The sequence below is a fragment of the Leuconostoc citreum genome, assembly GCF_004354555.1.
GTDB classification, from domain to species: domain Bacteria; phylum Bacillota; class Bacilli; order Lactobacillales; family Lactobacillaceae; genus Leuconostoc; species Leuconostoc citreum.
Window position 1 is genome coordinate 494,070 of record NZ_PUFH01000005.1, and the last position, 23,494, is coordinate 517,563.

17 protein-coding genes are annotated in these 23,494 nt (G+C 39.7%); 1 reads left to right on the forward strand and 16 read right to left on the reverse strand.

Annotated elements, in window-relative coordinates:
* Window positions 1-53: 53 nt before the first annotated feature.
* The 16 genes from C5L21_RS06820 to glmS all read right to left on the reverse strand — a co-directional run bounded on the left by C5L21_RS06820 (window position 54) and on the right by glmS (window position 21,653).
* Window positions 54-1,043: an aldo/keto reductase gene (locus C5L21_RS06820; RefSeq protein ID WP_004903445.1), complete on the reverse strand. Its 990-nt coding sequence runs from the start codon at window positions 1,041-1,043 to the stop codon at window positions 54-56.
* Between the two features lie 2 nt (window positions 1,044-1,045).
* On the reverse strand, window positions 1,046-1,945 hold the full coding sequence (locus tag C5L21_RS06825; protein ID WP_085698924.1) for an SGNH/GDSL hydrolase family protein: 900 nt from the start codon (window positions 1,943-1,945) through the stop codon (window positions 1,046-1,048).
* The gene (locus C5L21_RS06830; protein WP_085698922.1) at window positions 1,942-2,916 is read right to left on the reverse strand and encodes a ribose-phosphate diphosphokinase; all 975 of its coding nucleotides are present in this window, start codon (window positions 2,914-2,916) and stop codon (window positions 1,942-1,944) included. The genes C5L21_RS06825 and C5L21_RS06830 overlap by 4 nt, the downstream gene beginning before the upstream one ends.
* A gap of 46 nt (window positions 2,917-2,962) precedes the next feature.
* The gene (gene recD2 / locus C5L21_RS06835; RefSeq protein ID WP_133286220.1) at window positions 2,963-5,362 is read right to left on the reverse strand and encodes an SF1B family DNA helicase RecD2; all 2,400 of its coding nucleotides are present in this window, start codon (window positions 5,360-5,362) and stop codon (window positions 2,963-2,965) included.
* A 30-nt stretch (window positions 5,363-5,392) separates the two neighbouring features.
* Window positions 5,393-6,046: a histidine phosphatase family protein gene (locus C5L21_RS06840; RefSeq protein ID WP_004903453.1), complete on the reverse strand. Its 654-nt coding sequence runs from the start codon at window positions 6,044-6,046 to the stop codon at window positions 5,393-5,395.
* A 1-nt stretch (window position 6,047) separates the two neighbouring features.
* Window positions 6,048-6,386 carry a DUF1831 domain-containing protein gene (locus C5L21_RS06845; RefSeq protein ID WP_004903455.1) on the reverse strand — a complete coding sequence of 113 codons (339 nt, stop codon included), beginning with the start codon at window positions 6,384-6,386 and terminating at the stop codon, window positions 6,048-6,050.
* An 82-nt stretch (window positions 6,387-6,468) separates the two neighbouring features.
* Window positions 6,469-7,584 (reverse strand): BMP family lipoprotein, encoded by a 1,116-nt coding sequence (locus tag C5L21_RS06850; RefSeq protein WP_040190075.1) that lies wholly within the window; start codon window positions 7,582-7,584, stop codon window positions 6,469-6,471.
* A 124-nt stretch (window positions 7,585-7,708) separates the two neighbouring features.
* Window positions 7,709-9,148: an RsmB/NOP family class I SAM-dependent RNA methyltransferase gene (locus C5L21_RS06855; RefSeq protein ID WP_004904127.1), complete on the reverse strand. Its 1,440-nt coding sequence runs from the start codon at window positions 9,146-9,148 to the stop codon at window positions 7,709-7,711.
* Window positions 9,145-10,059, reverse strand: coding sequence for a ribokinase (gene rbsK / locus C5L21_RS06860; RefSeq protein ID WP_004903462.1), 915 nt, complete (start codon window positions 10,057-10,059; stop codon window positions 9,145-9,147). Before rbsK ends, C5L21_RS06855 begins: the two co-directional genes overlap by 4 nt.
* A gap of 185 nt (window positions 10,060-10,244) precedes the next feature.
* Window positions 10,245-10,670 (reverse strand): phosphate-starvation-inducible protein PsiE, encoded by a 426-nt coding sequence (locus C5L21_RS06865; RefSeq protein ID WP_004907269.1) that lies wholly within the window; start codon window positions 10,668-10,670, stop codon window positions 10,245-10,247.
* A 51-nt stretch (window positions 10,671-10,721) separates the two neighbouring features.
* On the reverse strand, window positions 10,722-15,035 hold the full coding sequence (locus C5L21_RS06870) for a PolC-type DNA polymerase III (RefSeq protein ID WP_085698918.1): 4,314 nt from the start codon (window positions 15,033-15,035) through the stop codon (window positions 10,722-10,724).
* Window positions 15,036-15,088: 53 nt separating this feature from the next.
* Complete coding sequence (locus C5L21_RS06875) at window positions 15,089-16,804, reverse strand: proline--tRNA ligase (RefSeq protein WP_004907278.1); 1,716 nt, start codon at window positions 16,802-16,804, stop codon at window positions 15,089-15,091.
* 80 nt (window positions 16,805-16,884) lie between these two features.
* Window positions 16,885-18,141 carry an RIP metalloprotease RseP gene (rseP, locus tag C5L21_RS06880; RefSeq protein WP_085698916.1) on the reverse strand — a complete coding sequence of 419 codons (1,257 nt, stop codon included), beginning with the start codon at window positions 18,139-18,141 and terminating at the stop codon, window positions 16,885-16,887.
* 4 nt (window positions 18,142-18,145) lie between these two features.
* Window positions 18,146-18,940, reverse strand: a complete 795-nt coding sequence (locus C5L21_RS06885) for a phosphatidate cytidylyltransferase (protein ID WP_004903473.1) — start codon at window positions 18,938-18,940, stop codon at window positions 18,146-18,148.
* A gap of 3 nt (window positions 18,941-18,943) precedes the next feature.
* Complete coding sequence (locus C5L21_RS06890) at window positions 18,944-19,729, reverse strand: isoprenyl transferase (protein WP_004903475.1); 786 nt, start codon at window positions 19,727-19,729, stop codon at window positions 18,944-18,946.
* Window positions 19,730-19,847: 118 nt separating this feature from the next.
* Entirely contained in the window at window positions 19,848-21,653 is a 1,806-nt protein-coding gene (gene glmS, locus C5L21_RS06895; RefSeq protein WP_040190069.1) for a glutamine--fructose-6-phosphate transaminase (isomerizing), read from the reverse strand.
* A 184-nt stretch (window positions 21,654-21,837) separates the two neighbouring features.
* Between glmS and ade the strand changes: the two genes are divergently transcribed.
* On the forward strand, window positions 21,838-23,493 hold the full coding sequence (gene ade, locus C5L21_RS06900) for an adenine deaminase (RefSeq protein ID WP_133286221.1): 1,656 nt from the start codon (window positions 21,838-21,840) through the stop codon (window positions 23,491-23,493).
* Window position 23,494 lies beyond the last annotated feature (1 nt).

Genomic DNA, 23,494 nt, shown 5'->3' on the forward strand with positions numbered 1-23,494 from the left:
AATATGTATTAGCATATTGGCTGTTTTTTATGTGATAGTCACACTTAATTTTGTTAATTTAAAATTTTATTGATTTTTGCTATTTCATCTGTACTAAACGCCATGTGATCACTGAATGATAAATTATCAACCAAATGTTCAATATTACTGGCGCCGATCACGACGCTGGCAACACGTTGATCTTTGAGTAACCAAGCTAACGCCATTTGCGACAGCTTTTGCCCACGGGCTTGTGCAACTAAGTTTAGTGCATTTAGTTTCTCAATCAATTTATCCTTACCATTCTCAAATAAGAACTCATTTGTACGATGGATAGGATAATCATCCGGAATAGCTTTCAGATATCGATCAGTTAAAAGCCCTTCAGCTAACGGACCATATGCAATCAAGCCCGCGTGATGCTTATCAAGGACTGACAATAAGCCATCTTCTTCTGCCGTGCGATTTAACATATTATAAGATACTTGATTACCAATAAATGGTGTGCCCAAATCATCGAATATTTTTGCAATTGCCTCTGTTTGTTCAGCTGTATAATTTGATACACCAACATAAAGTGCTTTACCTTGTCGTACGATTAAATCAAGTGCGCGTGCTGTTTCTTCCAACCTTGTGTTGGGATCCCAACGATGCGCGTAAAAGATATCCACATAATCCAACCCCATACGTTTTAGACTTAAGTCGAGTGCTGCAGTGAGTGTTTTTTTGCCAGAAAATTCGCCTAGCGGACCAGGCCACATGTGATATCCTGCCTTTGTCGTAATGACCAATTCATCGCGATATGGCTTCAAATCACTACGATAAACTTGTCCAAAAGTTTCTTCTGCCGTACCATTACTTGGTCCATAATTAGAGGCATTATCAAAACTAAATATACCGCTATCAAATGCCTTAAGAATTACTTTCTTAGAGTTTTCAAGTGGCATTTGGTCACCTAAATTCCGCCATAAACCAAATGACACGGCTGGTAAAATCAAACCCGAATCACTCACTCGACGGTAAGGTAATTTTTCATAACGCTGTTCATCTGCTGCATATACCATAATTAAATTCCTTTCAAAATATATTCTGCAATTTGTTGATGTTCTAAAATATTTGGGTGGACACGTTCATCTGTTGCGAGCCATTGTGAAGCGTCAAATAACGTAAACTGCGAAAAACGCTTGATTTCTTCTTGGAATACCGTTTTAAATGCCCCATTTAAAGGGACAAGTAAAATAATTCTAGCTGTATGAAAACGTTTGATCAGCTCAAGCAAATAGATACGTAACCCAAAAGCAAAACTGTCGGCCGTTGCATGGTAATTAAAATCATTTGTACCATAGTTCACAATAACTAAATCTGTTATAACGCGTCGTCGCGCAACATTTTCTGCTACGTGCCATAACGCTTCAATAGCTGTTGGCTGCTGAAAAGGCGCATGTGCGGTAAGCCCTGTGCCACCATAAGCAATACGACTCATTGGCTTGTTTAGTGCAGTAGCAACTAAATAGGGATAACTTAATTCCGGATGATGCCCATCAATTGCCATATCTTCGCCAGCAGAAATGGAATCACCAACAAATGTTATAAAGGGTTTATTTATTTCAATTGGTGTTATATCACCTTGATCCACGCTCATACCTAGCAGTATCACTTGCTCTGACCACAGTGTGAGGCTATCACAGGCAATAGTGCGTAGCATGACGGTAATCGCAACATCTGTCATATTATCTGGTACAGCAAAAGATAAAGTTTCACCATCAACAGTGACATCTTGCCAAACTGTGGCACCCATTTTAACAGCAAAAGACAGACCGGGATAAGACCTTTGGAACGTACATTGTACCTTTTTGACATGATGCGCGTTAAATTGAATAGTGGCACCAAATTGCGTGGTTACAGCATGTTGGTCTACCATCCCCCATTCTGGTGATAATAGTGGCTTTATATCAACTGATTTCATAATTTCACATCCAAATTATCCGGACTTTTTAAAATATCTTCAATGCTTTCGCAAGCCGCCACTCGCTTTATCGCTTCAGCAAATGGTTCAGCAACAGAAATTTGCGTTAATTTGTTAAACTGCTTTGTCTCAGGTACTTCAATACTATTGGTTACCAACACCCGCTTAATAGCAGAATTTTCTAATTTAGAAACAGCATGATCAGATAAAACAGCATGCGGCGCGACAGCATATAGTTCCGTAACACCCGCAGCCACTAATGCCTGACTGGCAACCATCATACTTGAGCCAGTATCAATAATATCATCTAAGAGAATTGCTCTTTTTCCTTTGACGTTACCAGTAACACTGTCAGGCTTATTGGTAACCTTTTCTTCAGTACGATGATCCACTACAGCCCATTCGGCATGCAATAATTTCGCAAATTTGCGAGCACGGCTAACACTAGCATGATCTGGTGCAACAACGACGAGGTCATCACCTAATAACTGATTAGCATAAAAATAGTGCCCGAGTGCCGGCATTGAAATTAGGTGGTCAACAGGGATATCAAAAAATCCTTGAACTTGATCAGCGTGTAAATCAAGTGTGATAACCCGCTTAACACCCTGCGATTCTAACATATTAGCAATTAGCCGTGCAACAATCGGTTCGCGAGAGCGCGCTTTACGGTCTGAACGTGCGTAACCAAAGTACGGAATAACCACATTGATTGTTCGAGCAGAGGCGCGTCTTGCGGCGTCAATAAAAATCATCAATTTCATGAAGTTATCATTTACAGGCTCTGTAATACCCTGAATCACATAAACATCACGTCCGCGAACCGTTTGGTGAATACGTTCATAAATTTCATTATCTGCAAACTGTTTGACATCAATAGTGGACAACTCAATGTCTAAAATTTGGGCAATCTCTGTTGCTAATTGTGGATTACTTCCAAGACTAAATATTTGATATTCAGGGGGCGTCATATCATGCTCTCCATTTTTCTTTCTAATTTTATTATAACAGCATTTTTTAATTTAACATGAAATCATCTGGGGTAACCTCGTTCATACCAATCATTGGATCAATGGTTTGCGCCGAAATAATACCAGCTGTCAGTTGGTAAGTTAGAACGGTTTTCTCGGGCTCATCTTGCTTGATAATTGTTTTTTCAGAGGTTTTATTGTCGACAATTGATGCTTGTAAGCGCTGCTTTAAAGTAGTCGCACGTTGTGGCACCGGTGTTTTGGCTGCCCGATTGAAAGCTTGATAATCACCAACCAAAATTAATGCTTCTTTAGCTCGTGTGATTCCTGTGTACAATAGGTTCCTATTCAGCATAAGACCGAATTGAGAGGTCAGGACCATAATGACCAATTTAAATTCATTCCCTTGCGCTTTGTGAACTGTTGTCGCGTATGCCAAAGTAAGTTGACTGAGATCTTTTTTAGTATATGCTAACTCTTTGCCATCAAAATCAACGACCAAACGGTCTTCATGATCTTCATTGCCCTTATCTTGTTTAGATTGAACAGCAATAATTGTGCCCATGTCACCATTGTAAACATCCCGCTCGCTATCGTTTTCCAACTGTAAAACTTTATCACCCTTACGAAAATAGGTGTGCCCAAATTGCAGTGACTTTTTCGTTGCCTTTTCTGGATTAAATAGTGCTTGTGCCATCGTATTTAATGTCAGCACACCAGCTGATGTTTTATAAATGGGTGTTAATATTTGTAGGTCATCTTGTGTATAGTTTTTCTTAATTGCAGCTTGTACAACTTGTTTAATCGCTGTTTCTGCTTGCTCTGGTGATACCATGAACGTGGAACGATCATGTTTATTCTCTAAGAAATCCTCAGGTAATCGGCCACTTTTAATATTTTGTGCTAATGCGGTAATACTACTACCACGGCCTTGTCGATAAATCGTTTCAAGCTCAATGTGTGGCAGAATACCACTGTTAACCAAATCAGCTAAGACATTGCCCGGCCCAACGGAAGGTAGTTGATCTGAATCACCAACGATAATCAATTTCATACCACTAGGAATGGCTGCCAACAACTTAGCCGTTAACTCAATATCCAGCATTGAGGCTTCATCGATGATTAAGAGTCCACCGGAAATTGGATTTTCGTTATCAAATTCCGGCTCCCCCAAATCAGTAATTCCAAGTAAACGATGAATAGTTGTCGCATCATGTCCAGTCACTTCAGTCATCCGTTTAGCTGCTCGACCAGTTGGGGAGGCCATTTTAACGGCATATAACTTTAAAAAATCCTGAGCATTATCGGCAAATTTGGCATGGTGCTGTAGTATTTTTTGCCACGTCGCAACAATTGATTTAACAATAGTGGTTTTACCAGTTCCCGGGCCACCAGTTAATAAAAACACCTGCGCATTAAGCCCTGCTTTGACGGCCGCAATCTGTGTGTCATCTAATATTAATTGGCTTGGTGTGTCAAACCCTGAATCAACATCAGCTGCTGTTAGGTCAATCGGTGCTGGTGCATGGACCAAGCGTGTCAAATGCTGTGCAACCTTATTTTCAGCGACATAAAGGGTCGTTGCGTAAATTTTATCGTCGTCAACTGTTAAAACATGCTGTTCAATCAACATCGTTATCGCTGAATCAATAGCTGAGTCAATCCGATTTTCACGTAATAATTGATAACTTATTTGCCGGAGTTGTTCACGCGTGACGTATGTATGGCCATACTGAAAACTCACATTCATGATGGCCGCATATACTGCAGCCTGTAAACGTTTGGTATCTAATCTGTCGATGCCCAATTGTTGACCGACTACATCAGCTACTTTAAATGATATATCATCAAATTCAAACACGAGACGATAAGGGTCGTGCAACAAAATATCTTGTGCCTCTTGACCGTATTGATCATATAAACGGCCAGTAATATCTGCTCCAATACCAAATTGATTACCAATTTGAAATAGTCGTTCTAACCCTAGATTTAATTGTAAATTACGTACTAACTTTTGTGCTGTCGCAGGCTTTACTAAGCCATCTAACACAGTGGCGTCCTTTAAGATTAAATCTACAGCATTTAAGCCTAGATGTTCGACAATTTTTTCAGCTGTTTTTTGACCAATACCAGAAAATTGCCCACTAGCAAAGTATTTAATTAATCCATTTTCGTCTGGCGGCATTTCATGCTCATACCTCACCACCTTGAGTTGTTTACCATACTTTGGGTGCCGCACGATTGTGCCATAAAAAGCATACATACTGCCTTCCTGAACATCAGCAAATGTCCCAGTAGCAATAATTTCTGGTTCATCCCATTGGTTTAACGTTGCATCATCTATTTGAATAGACAAAATCTTGAAATAAGAGTCATTAGACGCAAAAATCACATGTTGTAACGTACCAGATACCTTATCTAATTGTTGTTCTTCCTGATAAACCATGCGTCGTCTTACTTCAGGTCTCCATTATCACTATATTGTCGTTGTATCGTTCTGTGCTTTATTAAGATAAGACGTATTATTCCAGTCAACAACTTTAAATGTTTGTCCGTCTTCGGTTGACAGTATTGTAGTCGATGTATTACTTAACCCACCTCTTTCACGAATAGCCATTCGTGGTGTCTGAAGTAGCCCATTGATACCAAATGATAATGCCATACCATGAGAGATAATTAAAATATTATCATCCGGATACTTTTCTGCTAAATTTTTGATAAATCGAACAAATCGTTTCTCTGCTTTAGTGTAGCCTTCACCGTCAAATTCTTGTCCTTCAAATTCATCTAAATTTTCACGGTAATTATAGTATGCTGTTGCATATTTTTGTTTCACGTTTGCAACTAATTCGCCTTCCCATTGACCCAACCCAACTTCAGCAATATTAGATCGTAATGAGACATGCCCACGATATTTCATTGTTCGCAAAATGTTTTTTGCAGTTATTCGTGCCCGTCGTAATGGTGAGGCAAAGACATGCGCAAAAGAAACATCTTTTAAGTATTCGCCGACCTTAATCATGTCGTCATAGCTTGAGGGCAATAATTCAGAATCGCCATTGCCACCCTGAAAGCGCCGTTCAAGATTCCATTCAGTTTGACCATGTCGTACAAAGTAAAATTTCGTCATATTAAATCTTTTCCAGCACACCACGTGCTACTAATTCCGTCATAAAAAATTGATACAGTTGTACCATGTTAGTCGCCTGTGCATGCTTAAAAATATCAATACGTGCCAAATCACCAGCAGAAACAGTGCTTAATTTAAAGCCAGTTAACTCTTTATTGACAGTTACTTTTAATTGTATGGCATTTGCCAATGCTTTTTCCGGCTCTAAGGAGCGATGTAACACATAAGCACCGGCGTTATTAGTTATAAAGCCCAAATCACCCAATGTATATTTTTTAATATCTTGACTTATTTGATAAGTTGCATCTCCCGGTATCGATACTTGTTGCTTAAAAGCCATTTGTCTCGCCTTTCTACTTAAAAATACTAATTCCATTATAACAAAAAAGCACCCCTACTCGGACGCTTTTTACGATAACTATTTAGAATTTTTGGTTAAATTGTGACCCCTCAGGGTGATTGGGTACTTTAATTGTACCGTTGATGATTGCTTTTTGAGCTTTTTCTACTGCTGCTTTTTCTGAAGTTGATAACTCTGAATCAGTTAAATAGACACCATGTTCTTTTAAGCCATAGGCAATCGTCTTGCCACCAGGGAATTTTTTAGTTTTATTGTAATCAGTTGCTATATTTTTAACACCATCGCCAACAGAAGTAATTGATGAAGCTAATGTTGAGGTTGCTGACTTACCATCTTTCGAAGTGTATGCCCCGTCAGATTTTTGATCGCGATCGACACCAATAATATAGAGACGGTCCTTTGAATCGGCGGTCAATTTAGTGTTTTCAGCTTTAGCTTCTGAAAATGCACCATTACCAACAAATCCAGCAGCAGCAAAAATTGTCTTGATACCAGATGCATACATTGTTGCAGCGATGGTCTTACCCTTTGCTGAATCTGTAAATGAGTTAGCATATTGTTTTTCAACTTTTAATGTGGGGTCAGTTGCTTTAACACCCGCCTCAAATCCAGCATCAAAGGCATCAATAATGTTTCCATGAATGCCACCAATAAAGCCAAGCGTCTTTTCGCCATTCTCCTTGGCTTTTGTTGCAGCAGCCACACCGGCTAGATACGATGATTGCTCAGAACGAAACATCACTGAAGCGACATTTGGCCGATTAGTCACGATATCATCAACTAACACAAAATTCTGTTTTGGATTAAGCTGAGCTGATTTTGTAATCGCTTGATTCAACGAATAACCGATACCATAAACAATATTATACTTTTTGTTTTTTGTCGCTAAATTGAAGTTTTGATCCAAATCCGAATGATCTGCCGTTGTAAAATAAGTTACCGGTGCATTCTGCCCTGACTTCATATTATTCGCCTTGGCGTAAGCTTTAGCGCCTTCCCAAGCTGACTGATTAAATGAATGGTCGTCAACACCACCTGTATCTAATACAAGACCAAGCTTTGCGCCTTTGTGTGTTTCTGCATCGGATTTTTTTTGACCCGTCGTAGCAGCATAAATACCGCCACCAACAATCACAACTGCAGCAGCACCAATAATAATTTTAGTTGATTGATTCATGGTGATTTTCTCCTTTATCGAGGTATAACATTGTATAGCACCAACCTCTTGTTAATAAGTACAAATTAATATTATAGGTCTTTTTAACTCTTACACAAGCCCAAATAAAGTCATTGACAATGACCTATTGATTATCACTTACCTTATCTTGTTGAACGACGAAACGTAACCCTTTAGGAAAGAAATTTTTAATTTGGCCGTCAACGTAGCGACCCCACCCAGCACCATTACCATTGGCTGTCATTAAAACCCAGCCTTTCTGAAGCTGCTTACTAGGGCGAATAACATCGCCGTGAACATATTTTGCCCATTCTAATGTAGTCATCTCATAGTGCTGGACGAAGTCTTTCGCCGGCAAGGCCAAGGCCAAAGCATGTGCAGGTTCAAAACGATTCTTTTTGAATGTCCCTACCTCAAGTCCCAAGCGTAAAATTTTCAGATTGCTAATATCAGGCGAATCGATTGGCGCTAAGTACAAACGATCCCCAAATAATTGCCATTGGCGTCCTTGCAAATTAAAGTCAATCATCGTGTCATGAAGGAAAGTAATTAGTATTTCTTGTTGTGTGGCATTTAAAGTCACTGACTTCATGCGCTTAACATTGTCTTGTTGCGCTTCTGGGTTAGCCTGTTTTGAGAGCTTAGCTACAAAATGCCCTTCGCCTTGCAAGTGATTGGGCCAAAGTCTAGCTGTCTGTTTAAGTATCTGTTGTGATTGTGTTTGGCTTTGATGATTTGTGCCATCAGTATAAGCTTTATCAGCCCATGCAGGCTCGCCATCATCAATTCGTGCCGATACAGGTTTATTAATGACTTCTAGGCTAAACTCAGGGTATGTTGATAACAACCAGGCAATCATTTGCTCATCTTCTTCCGGAGCAAATGTGCACGTTGAATAAACAATTTGACCACCCGGCTTTAACATTTTAACAGCTTCACTTAAAATATCTCGCTGTAAATCCGCTAATTCTTGAGGGAAATCTTTATGCCACTGCTGAATAGCTGCCTCATTTTTGTGAAACATTCCCTCGCCCGAACAAGGCGCATCTAATAATATTTTATCGAAATATTGGGGTAATTTGGCACTGAGTTCGGCAGGTGTTTGCGAACTGACAATACTGTTTTGGACGCCCATTCGTTCAATATTTTCACTCAATATTTTGGCTCGGTTCAAAAAAATTTCATTCGACCATAGTAAACCTTGTTGCTGCATAAAAGCTGCCAAATGTGTTGACTTACCACCTGGGGCAGCAGCTAAATCTAATACGCGTTCACCAGGTTTTGGATGAAGCACTTCGCCGACAAATTGAGCAGATGGTTCTTGCGAATAAACTACACCTGTAACATGATCCACTGCATGTCCTGACACCGTACCAAAATAACCCCATTCCCCATATGGCACGCGGCCATCATTTGGTGTGTCAAATGTTTTACTGTTCGCTTTTAATGGATTAATACGATAGCCTTTTGCCACAGGTGCATTAAAGGACGCAAAAAAATCAGGCGCTGATTGCCCGAGTAATCGCGTGTATTTATCAATAAAATCTTGTGGTAAATTGGTCATTTAAAAGCCTCTACCTCATCACTTGTTGGAATAGAAGGAATAGCTCCTGCCCGAGTAACAGCTATTGCACTAGCAACACTTGCACGATGTATGGCATCATCTAAATTAGAAAAATCAGGTGCAATAACCGTTGCCAATGTGCCAATAAAAGTATCTCCAGCAGCTGTTGTATCTACCGCCTTAACTTTATTTGGTTTTGCCCACCAGCGTTTCTGACCATCTGCCACAAAAGACCCAGCATCACCTAAGGTGATGACACTGCGCGACACACCCTGAGACAATAGGTCATCACTCACGCGATTCAATACTGCTTCATCATTTTCAACAGTCAACCCTGATAATAGTTGGGCTTCTGTTTCATTTGGCAAAATAATATCTGTCACCGCCATGAGTTCTGGCGTCAAATCATAGACAGCAGGCGCTGGGTTGAGAATTGTCTGAACACCATTAGCCTTAGCAACTTTAAAAGCTGCAATGATGACATCCAACGGCACTTCGAACTGTGCAATGAGTGTGTCAGCATCAGCAATCATTGTTTTGTCTAAATCAGCTACAGTAAGCGCTTGATTGGCGCCACCGTGGATTAATATTGTGTTAGCCCCACTATCTTGTAACATAATATAAGCAGAGCCAGTAGGGACATCCCCATTGGTGGTGACAGCATCAACATTCACACCGTTGGTTAATAGCGTTGCACGCATAAACTGGCCATTAGCATCGTTGCCGACTGCACCTATAAACGATACTTCTGCGCCTTGACGCGCAGCAGCAACTGCCTGATTAGCGCCTTTACCACCAGGTGCAGTAGTGACATCTGTCAACGCCATTGTTTCCCCTTCTAACGGCATACGTGGCATTTTCATAATATTATCGACATTTAAGCTGCCGAGAACTACAATTTTTTTAGTCATGATCTCAGTATGTTGTGTCCTACAACACATTCCTCCGAAAGATTATTACCATTTAATCATAACATATTGACCCTAGTAAAAAACGCGTAATCAGGCGCTTTTTCTTAAACAAAGAGCCTATAGCTATGCCTGTAATTATTAAAAAAAAAAGCAAATGATTATTACTTATTGATAATAAGTAGTCTTCATTTGCTTTTTTGTAATCTTTTCGTTTTTTCTCGAAAAAAGCGATAAAATGTTAAAGCAATCACGAGTAAAAATATCGATAATGCTAATAATAGCGTTCGCATTGTTTGATCGTGATAGACCAAAATAGCTCGAATTAATGCTGTGACCCCAATATATAGAAAACTTTCCATACTAATATGCGCATCTTTAATAAAGTATTCTCGTATTAAACTCATAAACTCAAAAAACAAAAATACAGCCAAAGTTGACTCAGTGATTTCATTAAAGTCAGCGCGCATATCGTTCACGGTTAGCAGTAAGTGTAATAAATGATAGATTGACCGCAACAAAAAGCCAAATATTACAACACCAATAACAATAATCACAACATTTAAAACATATTCAAAATAATTTGCAACCTTCTGATGCCATTCATGTTTCATAACAATCATATCCTATCGTTGTTTTATAGGTCATATTAAGTGTGCGACTGATTAAAAATCAAACAAACTAAGCTGATTTTCATCAGGCATACCATCAAGGACCGAATTCTGTGATAAATAATCAATAATAGTTTGCGAAACTTTGCCTCGCTTTTTCAAATCCTCTTTACTTAAAAACGGCTTTTCTTGTCGTGCCACAATAATCTGCTTTGCTACGTTTTCACCTAAACTGGGGACAGCTGAGAATGGTGGAATCAACGTATCACCGTCAATCACCCACTCACTTGCTTCCGACCGATACAAATCAACCATGGAGAATTGAATGCCACGTTCTAAAGCTTCATTAGCCATTTCTAACACGGTTAGCAAATTTTTATCGCCGACCGTCGCATCATTGCCCAAAGCACGCAACCGCTTTAAAGCCTCTTTAGTTGCATTTTTTCCACGGCTCATCGCCACAATATCAAATTGGTCGGCCCGCACAGAAAAATACGTAGCATAATATATTGTCGGGAAATAAACCTTAAAATAAGCAATACGAAGCGCCATCAAGACATATGCCGCCGCGTGTGCACGTGGGAACATATACTTAATTTTAAGCATTGATTGGATATACCACTCTGGAATTTTAGCCGCTCTTAATTGCGCCTGATATTCATCAGTAATGCCTTTACCTTTACGGACTTTTTCCATAACGTTAAAAGCATCCGCCGCTGGAAAGCCCCAGTTAATCAAATCGGTCATGATTTTGTCACGTGTTCCAATAACGGTACCGATCGTTGCAGTGCCATTTTCAATTAATTCGTTGGCGTTGCCTAACCAAACATCTGTGCCGTGCGATAGTCCAGAAATCTGTAGTAGCTCGGAATAAGTATGCGGCTGCGTTTCTTCCAACATACCACGGACGAAATTTGTGCCGAACTCTGGTAATCCTAATGTACCCGTTTTAGAAAATATTTGTTCAGGGTTAACCCCAAGCGCATCAGTCGACGTAAACAAGCTCAAAACGCCAGGGTCATTAACTGGTATGGATTGTGGATCAATACCAGACATATCTTTTAACGTACGAACCATGGTAGGATCATCATGACCCAAAATATCCATTTTCAACAGGTTATCATGAATAGCATGATAATCCATGTGTGTGGTCTGCCACAATGACTTTTGATCATCAGCTGGGTATTGTACTGGCGTAAAATCATACACATCATATTCACGCGGCACAATTAAAATACCGCCTGGATGTTGTCCTGTGGTCCGTTTTACCCCTGTAATACCTTGTGCTAATCGTTCTACCTCAGTACCACGATAATTTTTATCATGATCACGTTCAAAGCCTTTAACATACCCAAAAGCAGTTTTTTCTGCTACGGTAGCAATCGTTCCTGCACGGTAAACATTATGTTCACCAAACAATACTTTCATGTAATTATGTGCAATAGGTTGATAATCACCAGAAAAATTCAAATCAATATCGGGCACTTTATCACCCTTGAACCCCATAAAAGTTTCAAATGGAATGTTTTGACCGTCACCAATTAGCATCTCCCCAGGGTGATTCGGGTCAGGCTTATCAGGTAAATCATAACCAGATTCATATATTTTGGGATCAGCTAACTCAAAATAATCACCATGTGCACTACGGTAGTGCGGTGCAAAAGGATTAACTTCAGTTATTCCTGACATTGTAGCGACAAAAGAAGAACCAACTGACCCACGCGAGCCTACTAAGTAGCCATCCTTGTTCGATTTTTCAACTAATTTTTGTGCAATCATGTAGTGTGGCGCAAAGCCATTTCCAATAATCGCCTCTAATTCTTGATCAATTCGAGCCTGTATCACTTCTGGCAAAGGATCACCGTACCATCGTTTCGCATTTTCAAATGTGCGTCTAGTTAATTCGTCCCCAGCTGTCGGAATGTTTGGCGGATATGAACCACTTTTCAATGGTGTAATTGTTTCCAAGCAATTAGCAATTTTATGCGTGTTATCAATTACCAACTGGCGGGCTAAAGTATCACCCATAAAAGCAAAATCGTCCAAAAGTTGTTGTGTTGTTCGAAAATAATTCTCTGGTAGTGCCGTACGATTTTGCGGATTACCGGGCTGCGTGCCAATTAAAATTTGACGATAAATCCGGTCTTCAGGATTTGTGTACTTAATATCACCAGTCACAACAACCGTTTTATCCAGCTCATCACCAATACTGACCATATCTTTTAATATTGATTGCAATTGTGACTCATTAGCAATCAAACCTGATTCTATCATTGGTGCATAATTTGCGGTGGGTTGAATTTCAATAAAATCATAATACTTTGCTTTTTGTAAAGCAGCTACACGGCCCTTTTCAATCAGTGTCATAATCACATCGCCACTGGTGTCACCCGTACCAATCAATAAACCTTCACGCAACTGATTAAGCACGGATCTTGGAATACGTGGTACACGAGCAAAAAACTCAATGTTTGATCGTGACACTAATTTATAAAGATTTTTTAGACCAACTGTATTCTGAACTAATAATGTGGCATGGACTGGGCGGCCATGTTTCCAGGCGTCTCCCTCTGTCATATGATCATTGAGTTGTTCATGGTCTGTTAAAGCATAGGTCGTATTAGCTTCCTTAATTAGTCGCCAAGCAATGTGTCCCGTTGTTTCCGAATCAAAAATTGCTCGATGCGCCTGCTCTAAGTTGATATTAAAACGTTTTGCAATCGTTCCTAAACGGTACGACTTATAATCTGGGTAAAGCCAGCGTGTAAATGGTAAAGTATCAATAATCGGGTTACTGATATCGGGCTGATTGTAGCGACTATAAGCCGCATTCATAAATCCAATATCAAATGTAACATTATGGCCGACTAAAATAGCATCCCCAACCCACGCTCTAAAGCGCGATACTATACTTTCTTCGGTGTCTGCATTAGCCACCATCGCATCAGTAATGGAGGTCAACTCAGTTGTAAAATCAGACAACGGAAATCCCGGATTGATATATTCTGAAAACTTGTCAATCACATTGCCCATCTGCATTTTGACAGCTGATAATTCAATAATTTTGTCCGTAACAGCAGATAATCCGGTGGTTTCTAAATCAAATGCGACATAAATTGTTTCTTTTCCTAAAAGAGGAACTGGCGCAAGGTTAAAGGCAATTGGCTCGCCATCTTCGACAAGATTAGCTTCCATGCCATAAATCATTTTCAAATCATTTTTTTTACCGGCCGCAACAGCTTCTGGAAAGCCTTGAACGTTTGCCGTATCAACCACACCTAAGGCCTCTTGCCCCCAATTTTTTGCTAACTTTGCCAGCGCACCATAATCGGTCACTGCATCCATAGCAGACATTGCCGTGTGGACATGTAACTCAATGTGTTTAGTTTCACCTTGATACGACTCTGCACGATTAGCATGGTCTATCACCTGTAGATCATAAATATTAAGAACTAATTCACGAGCGTATGTATCCTCTTGCACATTACCAGATAAACGAACCCACATACCTGGCTTAATTTGATCAAAAACAGCTTCGTCATTCTCATTATTTGAGAATTTTTTTGCTGAAATCGAACTTGAATAATCAGTTATTTTAATCGTCATTAATTTGCGTCCGGAACGTAATTCACGCACTTCATTAGCAAAAATAAATCCTTCAACAACCACGCGATTTTCTTCAGAATCGATTGTTTCTAGTCGCGTAATATCCGCGTCAGTGGCAATTTTACGGCCAAGCGTGAGTGCAACACCTTCAGCTGTCGTTTTCGGCTTCGCTTGTTCGCTAGCACGAATTGCCTTTTGTAAGTCTTCTTGTGCTTTCGCATGATGTTGGGCAACACTATCTTCAATTTGTTGTGCTAGTGCTTCATCTTGCTGAGGTGTTAAAGTAATTTCAGGAAATCCAAAAGTTTGATATGCTGCAACGATTGAATCGATAACATCTTGATTGAGCGCTTTAAAGAGTGATTCGGCACCAACTGCAACGGTATACTGCGTCTCATCTAGTAATGCCAAGCTTGTATTACTAGCCAATTGTTGCGCTGTCGTATGATTTAATTTTGAATCTGATAAAGCCAGATGCCAGTACTGATTCATCTGTATTTCATTAATACTGCGGTCAGTTGTTGTAATATCTAACTTAATCTGAGCAATGTTTGTAAATGCCGTATGTAACTGTTGTCTAAATTGGACAAACACATTGGCTGGCAAAATAGCTGTTAATGCTATTTTAAACGTCCATAGTTTGTCTTGCTTAGACACAATCACTTGCGTTAAACGACCATTTATAAAGTAGGATTGTAATTCATCTGACAAACCAATCTGTGTCATCAAATGCGTTAATTGTTCTTGTTGGGTTAATGCCATAAATCCCCTCACTATTCTCGAGTAAAAAAGCCGATTATATCGGCTAGTTTTACTTACTTGTCACCATTCAATAATACTGAAACAGAATCAACCACTTCACTGACACGCATTTCAATATTCGTGTTGCTTGCACGCACCTTAACTTCAACAACATCTTCACTAGCTTTTTTACCAACTGTAATACGAATAGGCAATCCAATCAAATCGGCATCAGCAAATTTAACCCCTGCACGTTCTTTACGATCATCAATAAGTACTTCAAGCCCTTGCTTTGTCAGCAATTCTTCAAGCTGACTGGCAACGCGTGCTTGTTCGTCATCTTTTGTATTAACTGGTACGATATGAACATCAAAAGGTGCGACACTGGCTGGCCAAACCAAACCGTCATCATCAGCTTTTTGCTCAACAATGGCGCTCAATAGTCGTGACACACCAATTCCATATGATCCCATAATCATATCCACCTGTCGGCCATTTTCGTCAAGCACTTGTGCGCCCATGGCCTTAGAATATCGTGTTCCAAGCTTAAATATATGCCCTATTTCAATTCCCTTAGTAAACACTAAATGACCATGACCGTCAACAGCGACATCACCTTCTCGTGCCGTTCTGAAATCACCGATATTTTCTTCGGTTAGTTGAACGTCACGTTGCCAATTAATATTAAGATAATGCTTACCATCTTCATTAGCACCAGCTGCAAAATTCACTAAATCAGCTGCCCGTTCGTCAACCAATAATCGAACATTCTCAGGCAATTTAACTGGTCCCAATGAGCCAAAACTGGCACCAATCAACGCTTTGACTTGTCCTTCTTCTGCTAGTTCTAACGTATCAGCCTGCAAGAAATTTTGAACCTTCACGTCATTAACTTCAAAATCGCCAGTTGTTACCACTGCGACCAATTCACCATCTGCCATAAACATAATGGTTTTGGCTAGCTTTTCAGCCGGTACATCAAGTAATTGTGACAACTCTTCAATCGTTTTTTCATTGGGCGTATCAATTTTTTCAAGTGGCTCTGCTGAAAAAGTTGGCTTTTGACGCTCATAAAAATCTTTTGCCATTTCTAAATTAGCTGCATAATCAGTTGTATCGGAGTAAGCAATAATATCTTCTCCGGCTGCAGCGGGTGCAGAAAATTCTTTAGAATCTGAACCACCCATTGCTCCTGCATCACCAACAATGGCACGATAATTTAAACCAATACGATCAAAAACATTGGTATAAGCAGATTCCATATTACGAAAGGCTGTGTCTAATCCTGCTTGGTCAGCACTAAAAGAATAAGCGTCTTTCATAATAAATTCACGTGTACGTAACAAACCAAAACGAGGTCTATTTTCATCACGGAATTTTGGTTGAATTTGATAAACCACCAAAGGTAACTTTTTATATGACTTGATATCGTCAGCCATTAATTGTGTAAAAGTTTCTTCGTGAGTTGGTCCTAAAATAAAGTCACGATCTTGACGATTCTTAAATTTATAAAGATTAGGGCCATAAGTTGTATAACGACCGGATTTTTGCCATAACTCAGCTGGTAAAATTTCTGGTACTAACATCTCATTAGCATCAATACGATCCATTTCTTCACGAATAATCTGCTCGATTTTATTAAGGACGCGCTTAGCCATAGGTAGGTATGAAAACGTGCCTGCTGATACTGGTCGGATAAATCCAGCCTTTAATAATAATTGATGACTCTTAACTTCGGCATCTGCCGGCACTTCTCGTAAAGTTGGCATTAATAGTTTCGACTGTTTCATGGGTATCCTCGATTTTCTTTTTTAATTATGTACGACGCGAAATGCGCCTGTTTTTTTGTTATAAAATAATAATTACTAATTTACCGCAGTAAATCGTTAATTGTTACGGCTACCATTAAAGCAATCATAAATACTGCACCAGCAATGGTTACGCCATTCTCAAATGATGCTGGTAATGGCCGACGGATAATCGCTTCAATTGCGTTTAAAACCAGTTTGCCACCATCTAGTGCTGGGATTGGAATCAAATTCATTATACCTAAATTAACTGATAACATGGCCATAAAAATCAAAATATTTAAGAAGCCTGTTTTGGCAACCGTTGATGTCTGTTTCGCAATTGACACTGGCCCACCAAGCTTATTTAAGCTAAAACCACCCGTAAACAAATGTGATAAAGCGTACCATACACGTTGTACAACTGCAATAGTTGATACTATACCGTACTTAACTCGTGCTCCAAAATCGGTATATGTTTTCGCAGTTATCCCAATGACTTTTTGCTGAGCATCTGAAGATTTTAAATCAATGGGTATCATATGTAGCGTCTTTAATTCACCGTGCCGTTTGACCACAACTGTCAAATTCTGCTGCTTAGTAGCTGAACCAATGATTGTAGACATTTGAAACCATGTCTTCACTTTGTGCTTGTCAATACTGACAATATCATCATTTGCTCGCATACCAGCTCGATCAGCTGGCATATTTGACTGAACATTGCCAACAACTGTGTCATTTAAAGTGACACTTTGCTGTATAAATCCCAAACTAATGAAAATTCCCAACGCTAGTAAAAAGTTCATGACTGGTCCAGCAATATTAATTAACGCACGTTTATAAACAGCTGCGCTCTGAACCCATGTGTCTTGTGGGGCAATTTGCACAGCCACCCCACTTTTTTCAAAAATAATAGCATCGTGCGCAACATTAAATGTCCGTTTTTCAGTGCTATCCTGCAAAAATCCGGTTACTGTTAATTGATTGGTTAAATCAAAACTATCGACTTGAAAAGGTACTCCGGCAACCGCCTCATCAGCACGTGTATCAATTTTAATGACAACTTGATTGTCATTAAATTGCAGACGAATCCTTTGTCCAGCCTCCAAATCAGCTTCTTCATCCATACCTGCCATACGTACATAGCCACCGACTGGCAAAATACGTATGGTATACGTTGTATGATTGCGTCGCCAATTTAACAATTTTGGTCCCATACCAATGGCAAATTCACGCACAAGGACCCCAGATTTCTTAGCCACTATAAAATGCCCAAATTCGTGCACAGTGACTAAAACACCAAAAATAAAAATGAATGCAATAACTGCGGTTAAACTCATATGATTATCCTAACATGCCTAAAATAGACATCAGTGGCATAACAACTAGCATTGAATCAAAGCGGTCTAGTATACCACCATGACCTGGTAAGATATTTCCCGAATCTTTAACACCATAATGTCTTTTAAACCCTGATTCAATCAAATCACCAAGTTGTCCTGCAATAGAAAGCATAATTGTAAAGAATAATAACTCTAAATAATGGTATTCAGGAAGCCAATGACACAATGCAAAAAGTGTTGGCACAACAATAACAGCTACTACACTCCCACCAATCGAGCCTTCCCAGGTTTTGTTAGGGCTAATCTTGGGTGCTAATTTATTTTTCCCAATCGCACGACCCACCATATATGCCCCAGAATCAGTAATCCAAACGATCAACATACCAAACATCACTGTTGATAATCCTACCGTGTCGGCTTGATAGAAGTAGTGAAACCCTATCCCAACATACAGCATTGTGAGTACAAGTGCTCCAGCATCATCGAAATTAAAGCGATTTTTGACAAATATCGTATTTAAGACCATCAAAAATGCCAAAATGTAGAAAACAATGTGCGAACTTCTAATCAGCGGCACTGTCTGCCAAAAACTATTCGGTAAAATAATTGCAACCACACCAATAAAACTAATGATTGCTTCTGCAGATACTAAAAATCGGTGCTTCATACGTAAAATTTCACTAACACCAACGACACCCATAGCAATTGTCAATATTAACAAAGGCCAACTACCGATAATCAGTAGCGGTACAAAAATAATCAAAGCCACTACGGCTGTTATAACGCGTGTTCTCATTTATTAAGACTCACTTTCATACTTTTCAGTTACATTTAAGCCGCCAAAGCGACGATCACGTGCCGTAAAAGAAGCAATCGCTTCTACTAAGTCATCAGCAGTATAATCAGGCCATAACACATTGGTAAAATACAGTTCGGCATAAGCTGATTGATAAGGCATAAAATTGCTTAAACGTAACTCACCTGAGGTACGAATCATCAAATCCGGCGCTGCCAATTCACCCAGAGTTCCTGTTTGTAATGAATCTGCAAATAATTTGGCGTCAATATCTTCAGGCTTGATAAGGCCTTCAGCCACCATGGTCGCAATTTTCTTAGCTGTTGACACAATTTCAATTTGCCCACCGTAATTCAAGGCAAAATTTAAAATCATACCAGTGCCACCAGCCGTTTGGGCAATAGCACGATTTACTGCGCGTTGTGTTTCCGCGGGTAGTTGTGCAATATTCCCCATAACATTGACACGGATGTTATTTTTAATCAAATCCGGTACGAATTCGTTAAAAAAATCAATCGGTAACTTCATCAAAAAACTGACCTCGTCATTAGGACGAGACCAATTCTCTGTTGAAAATGCATATAATGTCAGAACCTTAACGCCTAAGTCACTCGCAGCTGTAGCGATTTTTTTGACAGTATTCATGCCAATTTTATGGCCTGCAACACGTGGCATTAAGCGTTTTTTGGCCCACCTGCCATTACCATCCATTATAATGGCAATATGGTTTGGGATTTTGAGTTGTCCATCGACAACCACCGTATTATTTTTACTTTTAAAAAGCGCCAAGATTGGCCCCTCCTTCATATGCGTTTTTACGCAATGGTATCTACTTAATTTTACCAGATGTCTTGCCAACCTACAAAAAAAACGTGATAAGAATTTTCTTATCACGTGCATTAAAAAATTACTGAACCGTAACAGATTTTGCGAGGTTTCTTGGTCGATCAACATCTAAACCACGATCAAGCGTTGCGTAATAAGCAATGAGCTGTGCTGGAATAACCGTTAACAATGGCATTAATAGTTCATTAACTTCTGGCAAAACATAAGCATCACCAGCTTTAGCCAGCGCTTTACTTGAAATAATGACAGCATTGGCACCGCGAGCGGTCACTTGCGCAATTTCACCACGCACAAGGCCAGCTGTTTTTGTCTGTGTCAATAAAGCAAAGACGGGTGTTCCTTCTTCAATTAATGAGATGGTGCCATGCTTTAATTCTCCGGCGGCAAAACCTTCTGTTTGAACATATGATATTTCTTTTAGCTTTAATGCCGCTTCAACGGCAACAGCTGCATCTAAGCCACGGCCAATATAGAAAGCAGAACGACGGTCACGCAATGCTGATTCCGCAATCGTCTTAAAGGCCTCTTTTTGATCGATAATGACTTGCATTTCAACAGCAACCTTTGCCAACTCATGCTTCAAATCTAAGGTGCTATTTCCAGCGGCATGTGCCAAAATAGCTTCCACAATAATTTGAGCCGTATATGCTTTTGTTGATGCCACAGCGATTTCTGGTCCAGCAAGCAATGGTAGGGCGAAATCAGCTTCACGCGTCAAAGTTGAATTCATCACATTAGCGATAGTCAATGAACCAAAGCCTTGCTTAATGACATTATCTAATACTTCACGGGAATCTGCTGTTTCTCCAGATTGACTTAAGAAAATAAAGAAAGGCTTGTCGCTCAACAATGGCTGATCATAAGCAAATTCTGATGAGATATGAACCTCAGTTGGCTTACCAGTCCATTGCTCAAAGTAACGCTTGCCCACCAAACCAGCATGATAAGATGTGCCTGCTGCAACGATATATAATCGATCAGCTGACTGTATTGCTTCAATAATGGCCGGATCAATGTTTTGAATCTGATTATCATCATCAAAATAATGTTGTGATAATGTTCTGGCGACAATGGCTTGTTCATCAACCTCTTTCAACATGTAATATGGGTAAACACCCTTATCTGTTTCTGAAGCATCGATATCAATATGGAAAGCTTCGCGCGTAATCTCTTGGCCGGCTGCATCAAATAAAGTTACTTTGGCTTTATCAATAATAGCAACTTCACCGTCCATCAATTCGATGAAATTTTGTGTCACATCCAACATTGCTGCTGCATCTGAAGTCACAACATTACCTGAGTCGGATACCCCAATTAGCAATGGTGACTTTTTCTTAGCAGCATACATTAAGTTGGGTGTTTCACGATCCATTAACAAAAAGCCATAAGCTGAATTGTCATCCAACAAAGCAATCATCTTACGGAAAGCATCCAACGTTGACAATTGGTCTTCCTTTGAAAACTTATCAATCAATTGTACCGCGATTTCGGTATCTGTTTCTGAATGCAGTGTCACCCCTTGCAAATAAGTGTCACGTAATTCATCATAATTTTCAATAACACCATTGTGTACCAGATAAAAACGGCCATCTTCTGACATGTGAGGATGCGCATTTTCAACTGATACACCACCGTGTGTCGCCCAGCGCGTATGTGCAATACCTGCTGTCCCAGCAATACCTTTACCTTTTGTTGCAGCTTCTAATTTTGACACGCGGCCTTTTTCACGAATTAAAAAGTCCCCCGCTGCACCGTTACTAACATAAACACCAGCTGAATCATAACCGCGATATTCAAGCTTTTCTAATCCCTTTAATAGGCTAGGCAAAACTTGATTGATACCAGTATATCCAACAATTCCACACATAAATAAATTCCTCTTTTTCAAATTGGTTAAGATTAAATATCAAACTAACACCCACTATTCTAAAGCAATAAAAAGGTTTTGTCAACGAAATCAAATAATTGGTATACCTCTAAAATAAGTAGATAACAGCGTATTCGGCACGCAATTTATGGTAAACTGTTAGAAACTGAAAGAGGGACTTATTGTGGCAAAAACAGTATCATGGCATATTATTAATGCTAAAATTTTAGATGTATTTAATTTAACTTTTGAAACCAGCGAACTATGGATTGATCATGATAAAATTGTCTATCGCGGTCGTCGTTCAGATTTACAAGCTCAGCATACGTTTGATGCGCAAGGACAGTATATTGTTCCCGGGTTAATTGATGCCCATATGCACATCGAAAGTTCTTTGCTGGCCCCAAGTGAATTCAGCAAATTAGTTGTGCCACATGGTATTACACGCGTCATTGCTGATCCACATGAAATAGCTAGTGTTGCTGGCGTATCAGGTATACAATATATGCTTGAAGAAGCTAGACAATCACAACTCCATATCCATTATATGTTACCTTCATCTGTGCCAGCAACACCTTTTGAACACGCTGGCGCAACACTTCATGCGGATGCATTAAAGCCTTTTTACAGTGTTCCAGAAGTAAATGGTCTTGCAGAAGTCATGGATTTTCCGGCAGTTTTCAATGAAGATGAAGATATGCACCAAAAAATCAGCGATGCACAAGCAGCTGGGAAACATGTTGACGGACATGCTTCCGGACTTTCACGAGAACAACTAGCCATTTATCGTAAGTATGGCATTGATACTGACCATGAAAGCGAAAATACGCAACAAGCACGCGATCGCTTAAATGCTGGCTTTTCAGTATTTGTTCGTGAAGGAACGGTAGAACGCGATGAATCCGCCATTTTACCGGCAATTAGCGTAGCAAACCAAGCGCACTTTTCCTTCGCAACAGATGACAAAACCGCTAATGATATTCAACATGAAGGTGCCATTGATTTTAATGTAAAACTCGCCATCCGATCTGGCATGAGCCCGGCTATGGCTTTTACAATTGCAAGTTATAACGCCGCTACTGCTCATCGGCTAGACAACGTTGGGGCACTCACAGATGGTTATGTTGCTGATCTTGTTATTATTGATTCATTAGACGATTTCAATATCAAAAAAGTGATGATTAGTGGCCAATGGTATGTTGAACCGGAAACCACAGTCTTACCGCTAGCCAATCAATCGCTCAATTTCACACTCACTGTAGATGACCTCAAGCTGCCAATCAACGATAAAAAGCCTGCCCATGTTATCGAAATTATGCCACACCATATTACAACTACCCATTTAGTTGAAGATGTACCAAGCCAAGAAGGCTTGTTTGTCGCCGATAAAACTTATGCTAAAATCGTGGTTGCTGAACGTTATCATAATCTCGGTCATGGTGTTGGTATCATTAAGGGATTCCAAATGACAGATGGCGCTATTGCTTCGACAATAGCCCATGATTCGCATAACATTATTATCGCTGGTACAAATGATGAAGATATGCTTTTGGCAGCAAACAAATTACGTGAAATTGGTGGTGGTGAAGTTGTTGTCAACAACGGACAAATAACCACATTGCCCTTAGCAATTGGTGGTTTGATGTCTGAACAATCGTATACAACTGTTATTCAAGAAAACAACACCCTGCAAGCTGCTTTTTCAAAGATAAGTCATCTTAATTTTGATCCGTTCTTAACTTTGTCTTTCATGGCTTTACCCGTCATCCCTAGCCTAAAAATAACTGATCAAGGGCTATTTGATTTCAATACATTTTCATTTATCAACATTCAGGACTAAT

Bases quoted from the DNA above. Each gene is read 5' to 3' on its own strand.
- C5L21_RS06820 (WP_004903445.1), bottom strand. From the start codon at position 1,043: ATGGTATATGCAGCAGATGAACAGCGTTATGAAAAATTACCTTACCGT.
- C5L21_RS06825 (WP_085698924.1), bottom strand. From the start codon at position 1,945: ATGAAATCAGTTGATATAAAGCCACTATTATCACCAGAATGGGGGATG.
- C5L21_RS06830 (WP_085698922.1), bottom strand. From the start codon at position 2,916: ATGACGCCCCCTGAATATCAAATATTTAGTCTTGGAAGTAATCCACAA.
- recD2 (WP_133286220.1), bottom strand. From the start codon at position 5,362: ATGGTTTATCAGGAAGAACAACAATTAGATAAGGTATCTGGTACGTTA.
- C5L21_RS06840 (WP_004903453.1), bottom strand. From the start codon at position 6,046: ATGACGAAATTTTACTTTGTACGACATGGTCAAACTGAATGGAATCTT.
- C5L21_RS06845 (WP_004903455.1), bottom strand. From the start codon at position 6,386: ATGGCTTTTAAGCAACAAGTATCGATACCGGGAGATGCAACTTATCAA.
- C5L21_RS06850 (WP_040190075.1), bottom strand. From the start codon at position 7,584: ATGAATCAATCAACTAAAATTATTATTGGTGCTGCTGCAGTTGTGATT.
- C5L21_RS06855 (WP_004904127.1), bottom strand. From the start codon at position 9,148: ATGACCAATTTACCACAAGATTTTATTGATAAATACACGCGATTACTC.
- rbsK (WP_004903462.1), bottom strand. From the start codon at position 10,059: ATGACTAAAAAAATTGTAGTTCTCGGCAGCTTAAATGTCGATAATATT.
- C5L21_RS06865 (WP_004907269.1), bottom strand. From the start codon at position 10,670: ATGAAACATGAATGGCATCAGAAGGTTGCAAATTATTTTGAATATGTT.
- C5L21_RS06870 (WP_085698918.1), bottom strand. From the start codon at position 15,035: ATGGCATTAACCCAACAAGAACAATTAACGCATTTGATGACACAGATT.
- C5L21_RS06875 (WP_004907278.1), bottom strand. From the start codon at position 16,804: ATGAAACAGTCGAAACTATTAATGCCAACTTTACGAGAAGTGCCGGCA.
- rseP (WP_085698916.1), bottom strand. From the start codon at position 18,141: ATGAGTTTAACCGCAGTTATTGCATTCATTTTTATTTTTGGTGTTTTA.
- C5L21_RS06885 (WP_004903473.1), bottom strand. From the start codon at position 18,940: ATGAGAACACGCGTTATAACAGCCGTAGTGGCTTTGATTATTTTTGTA.
- glmS (WP_040190069.1), bottom strand. From the start codon at position 21,653: ATGTGTGGAATTGTTGGATATACTGGTATCAATCAAGTTTTGCCTAGC.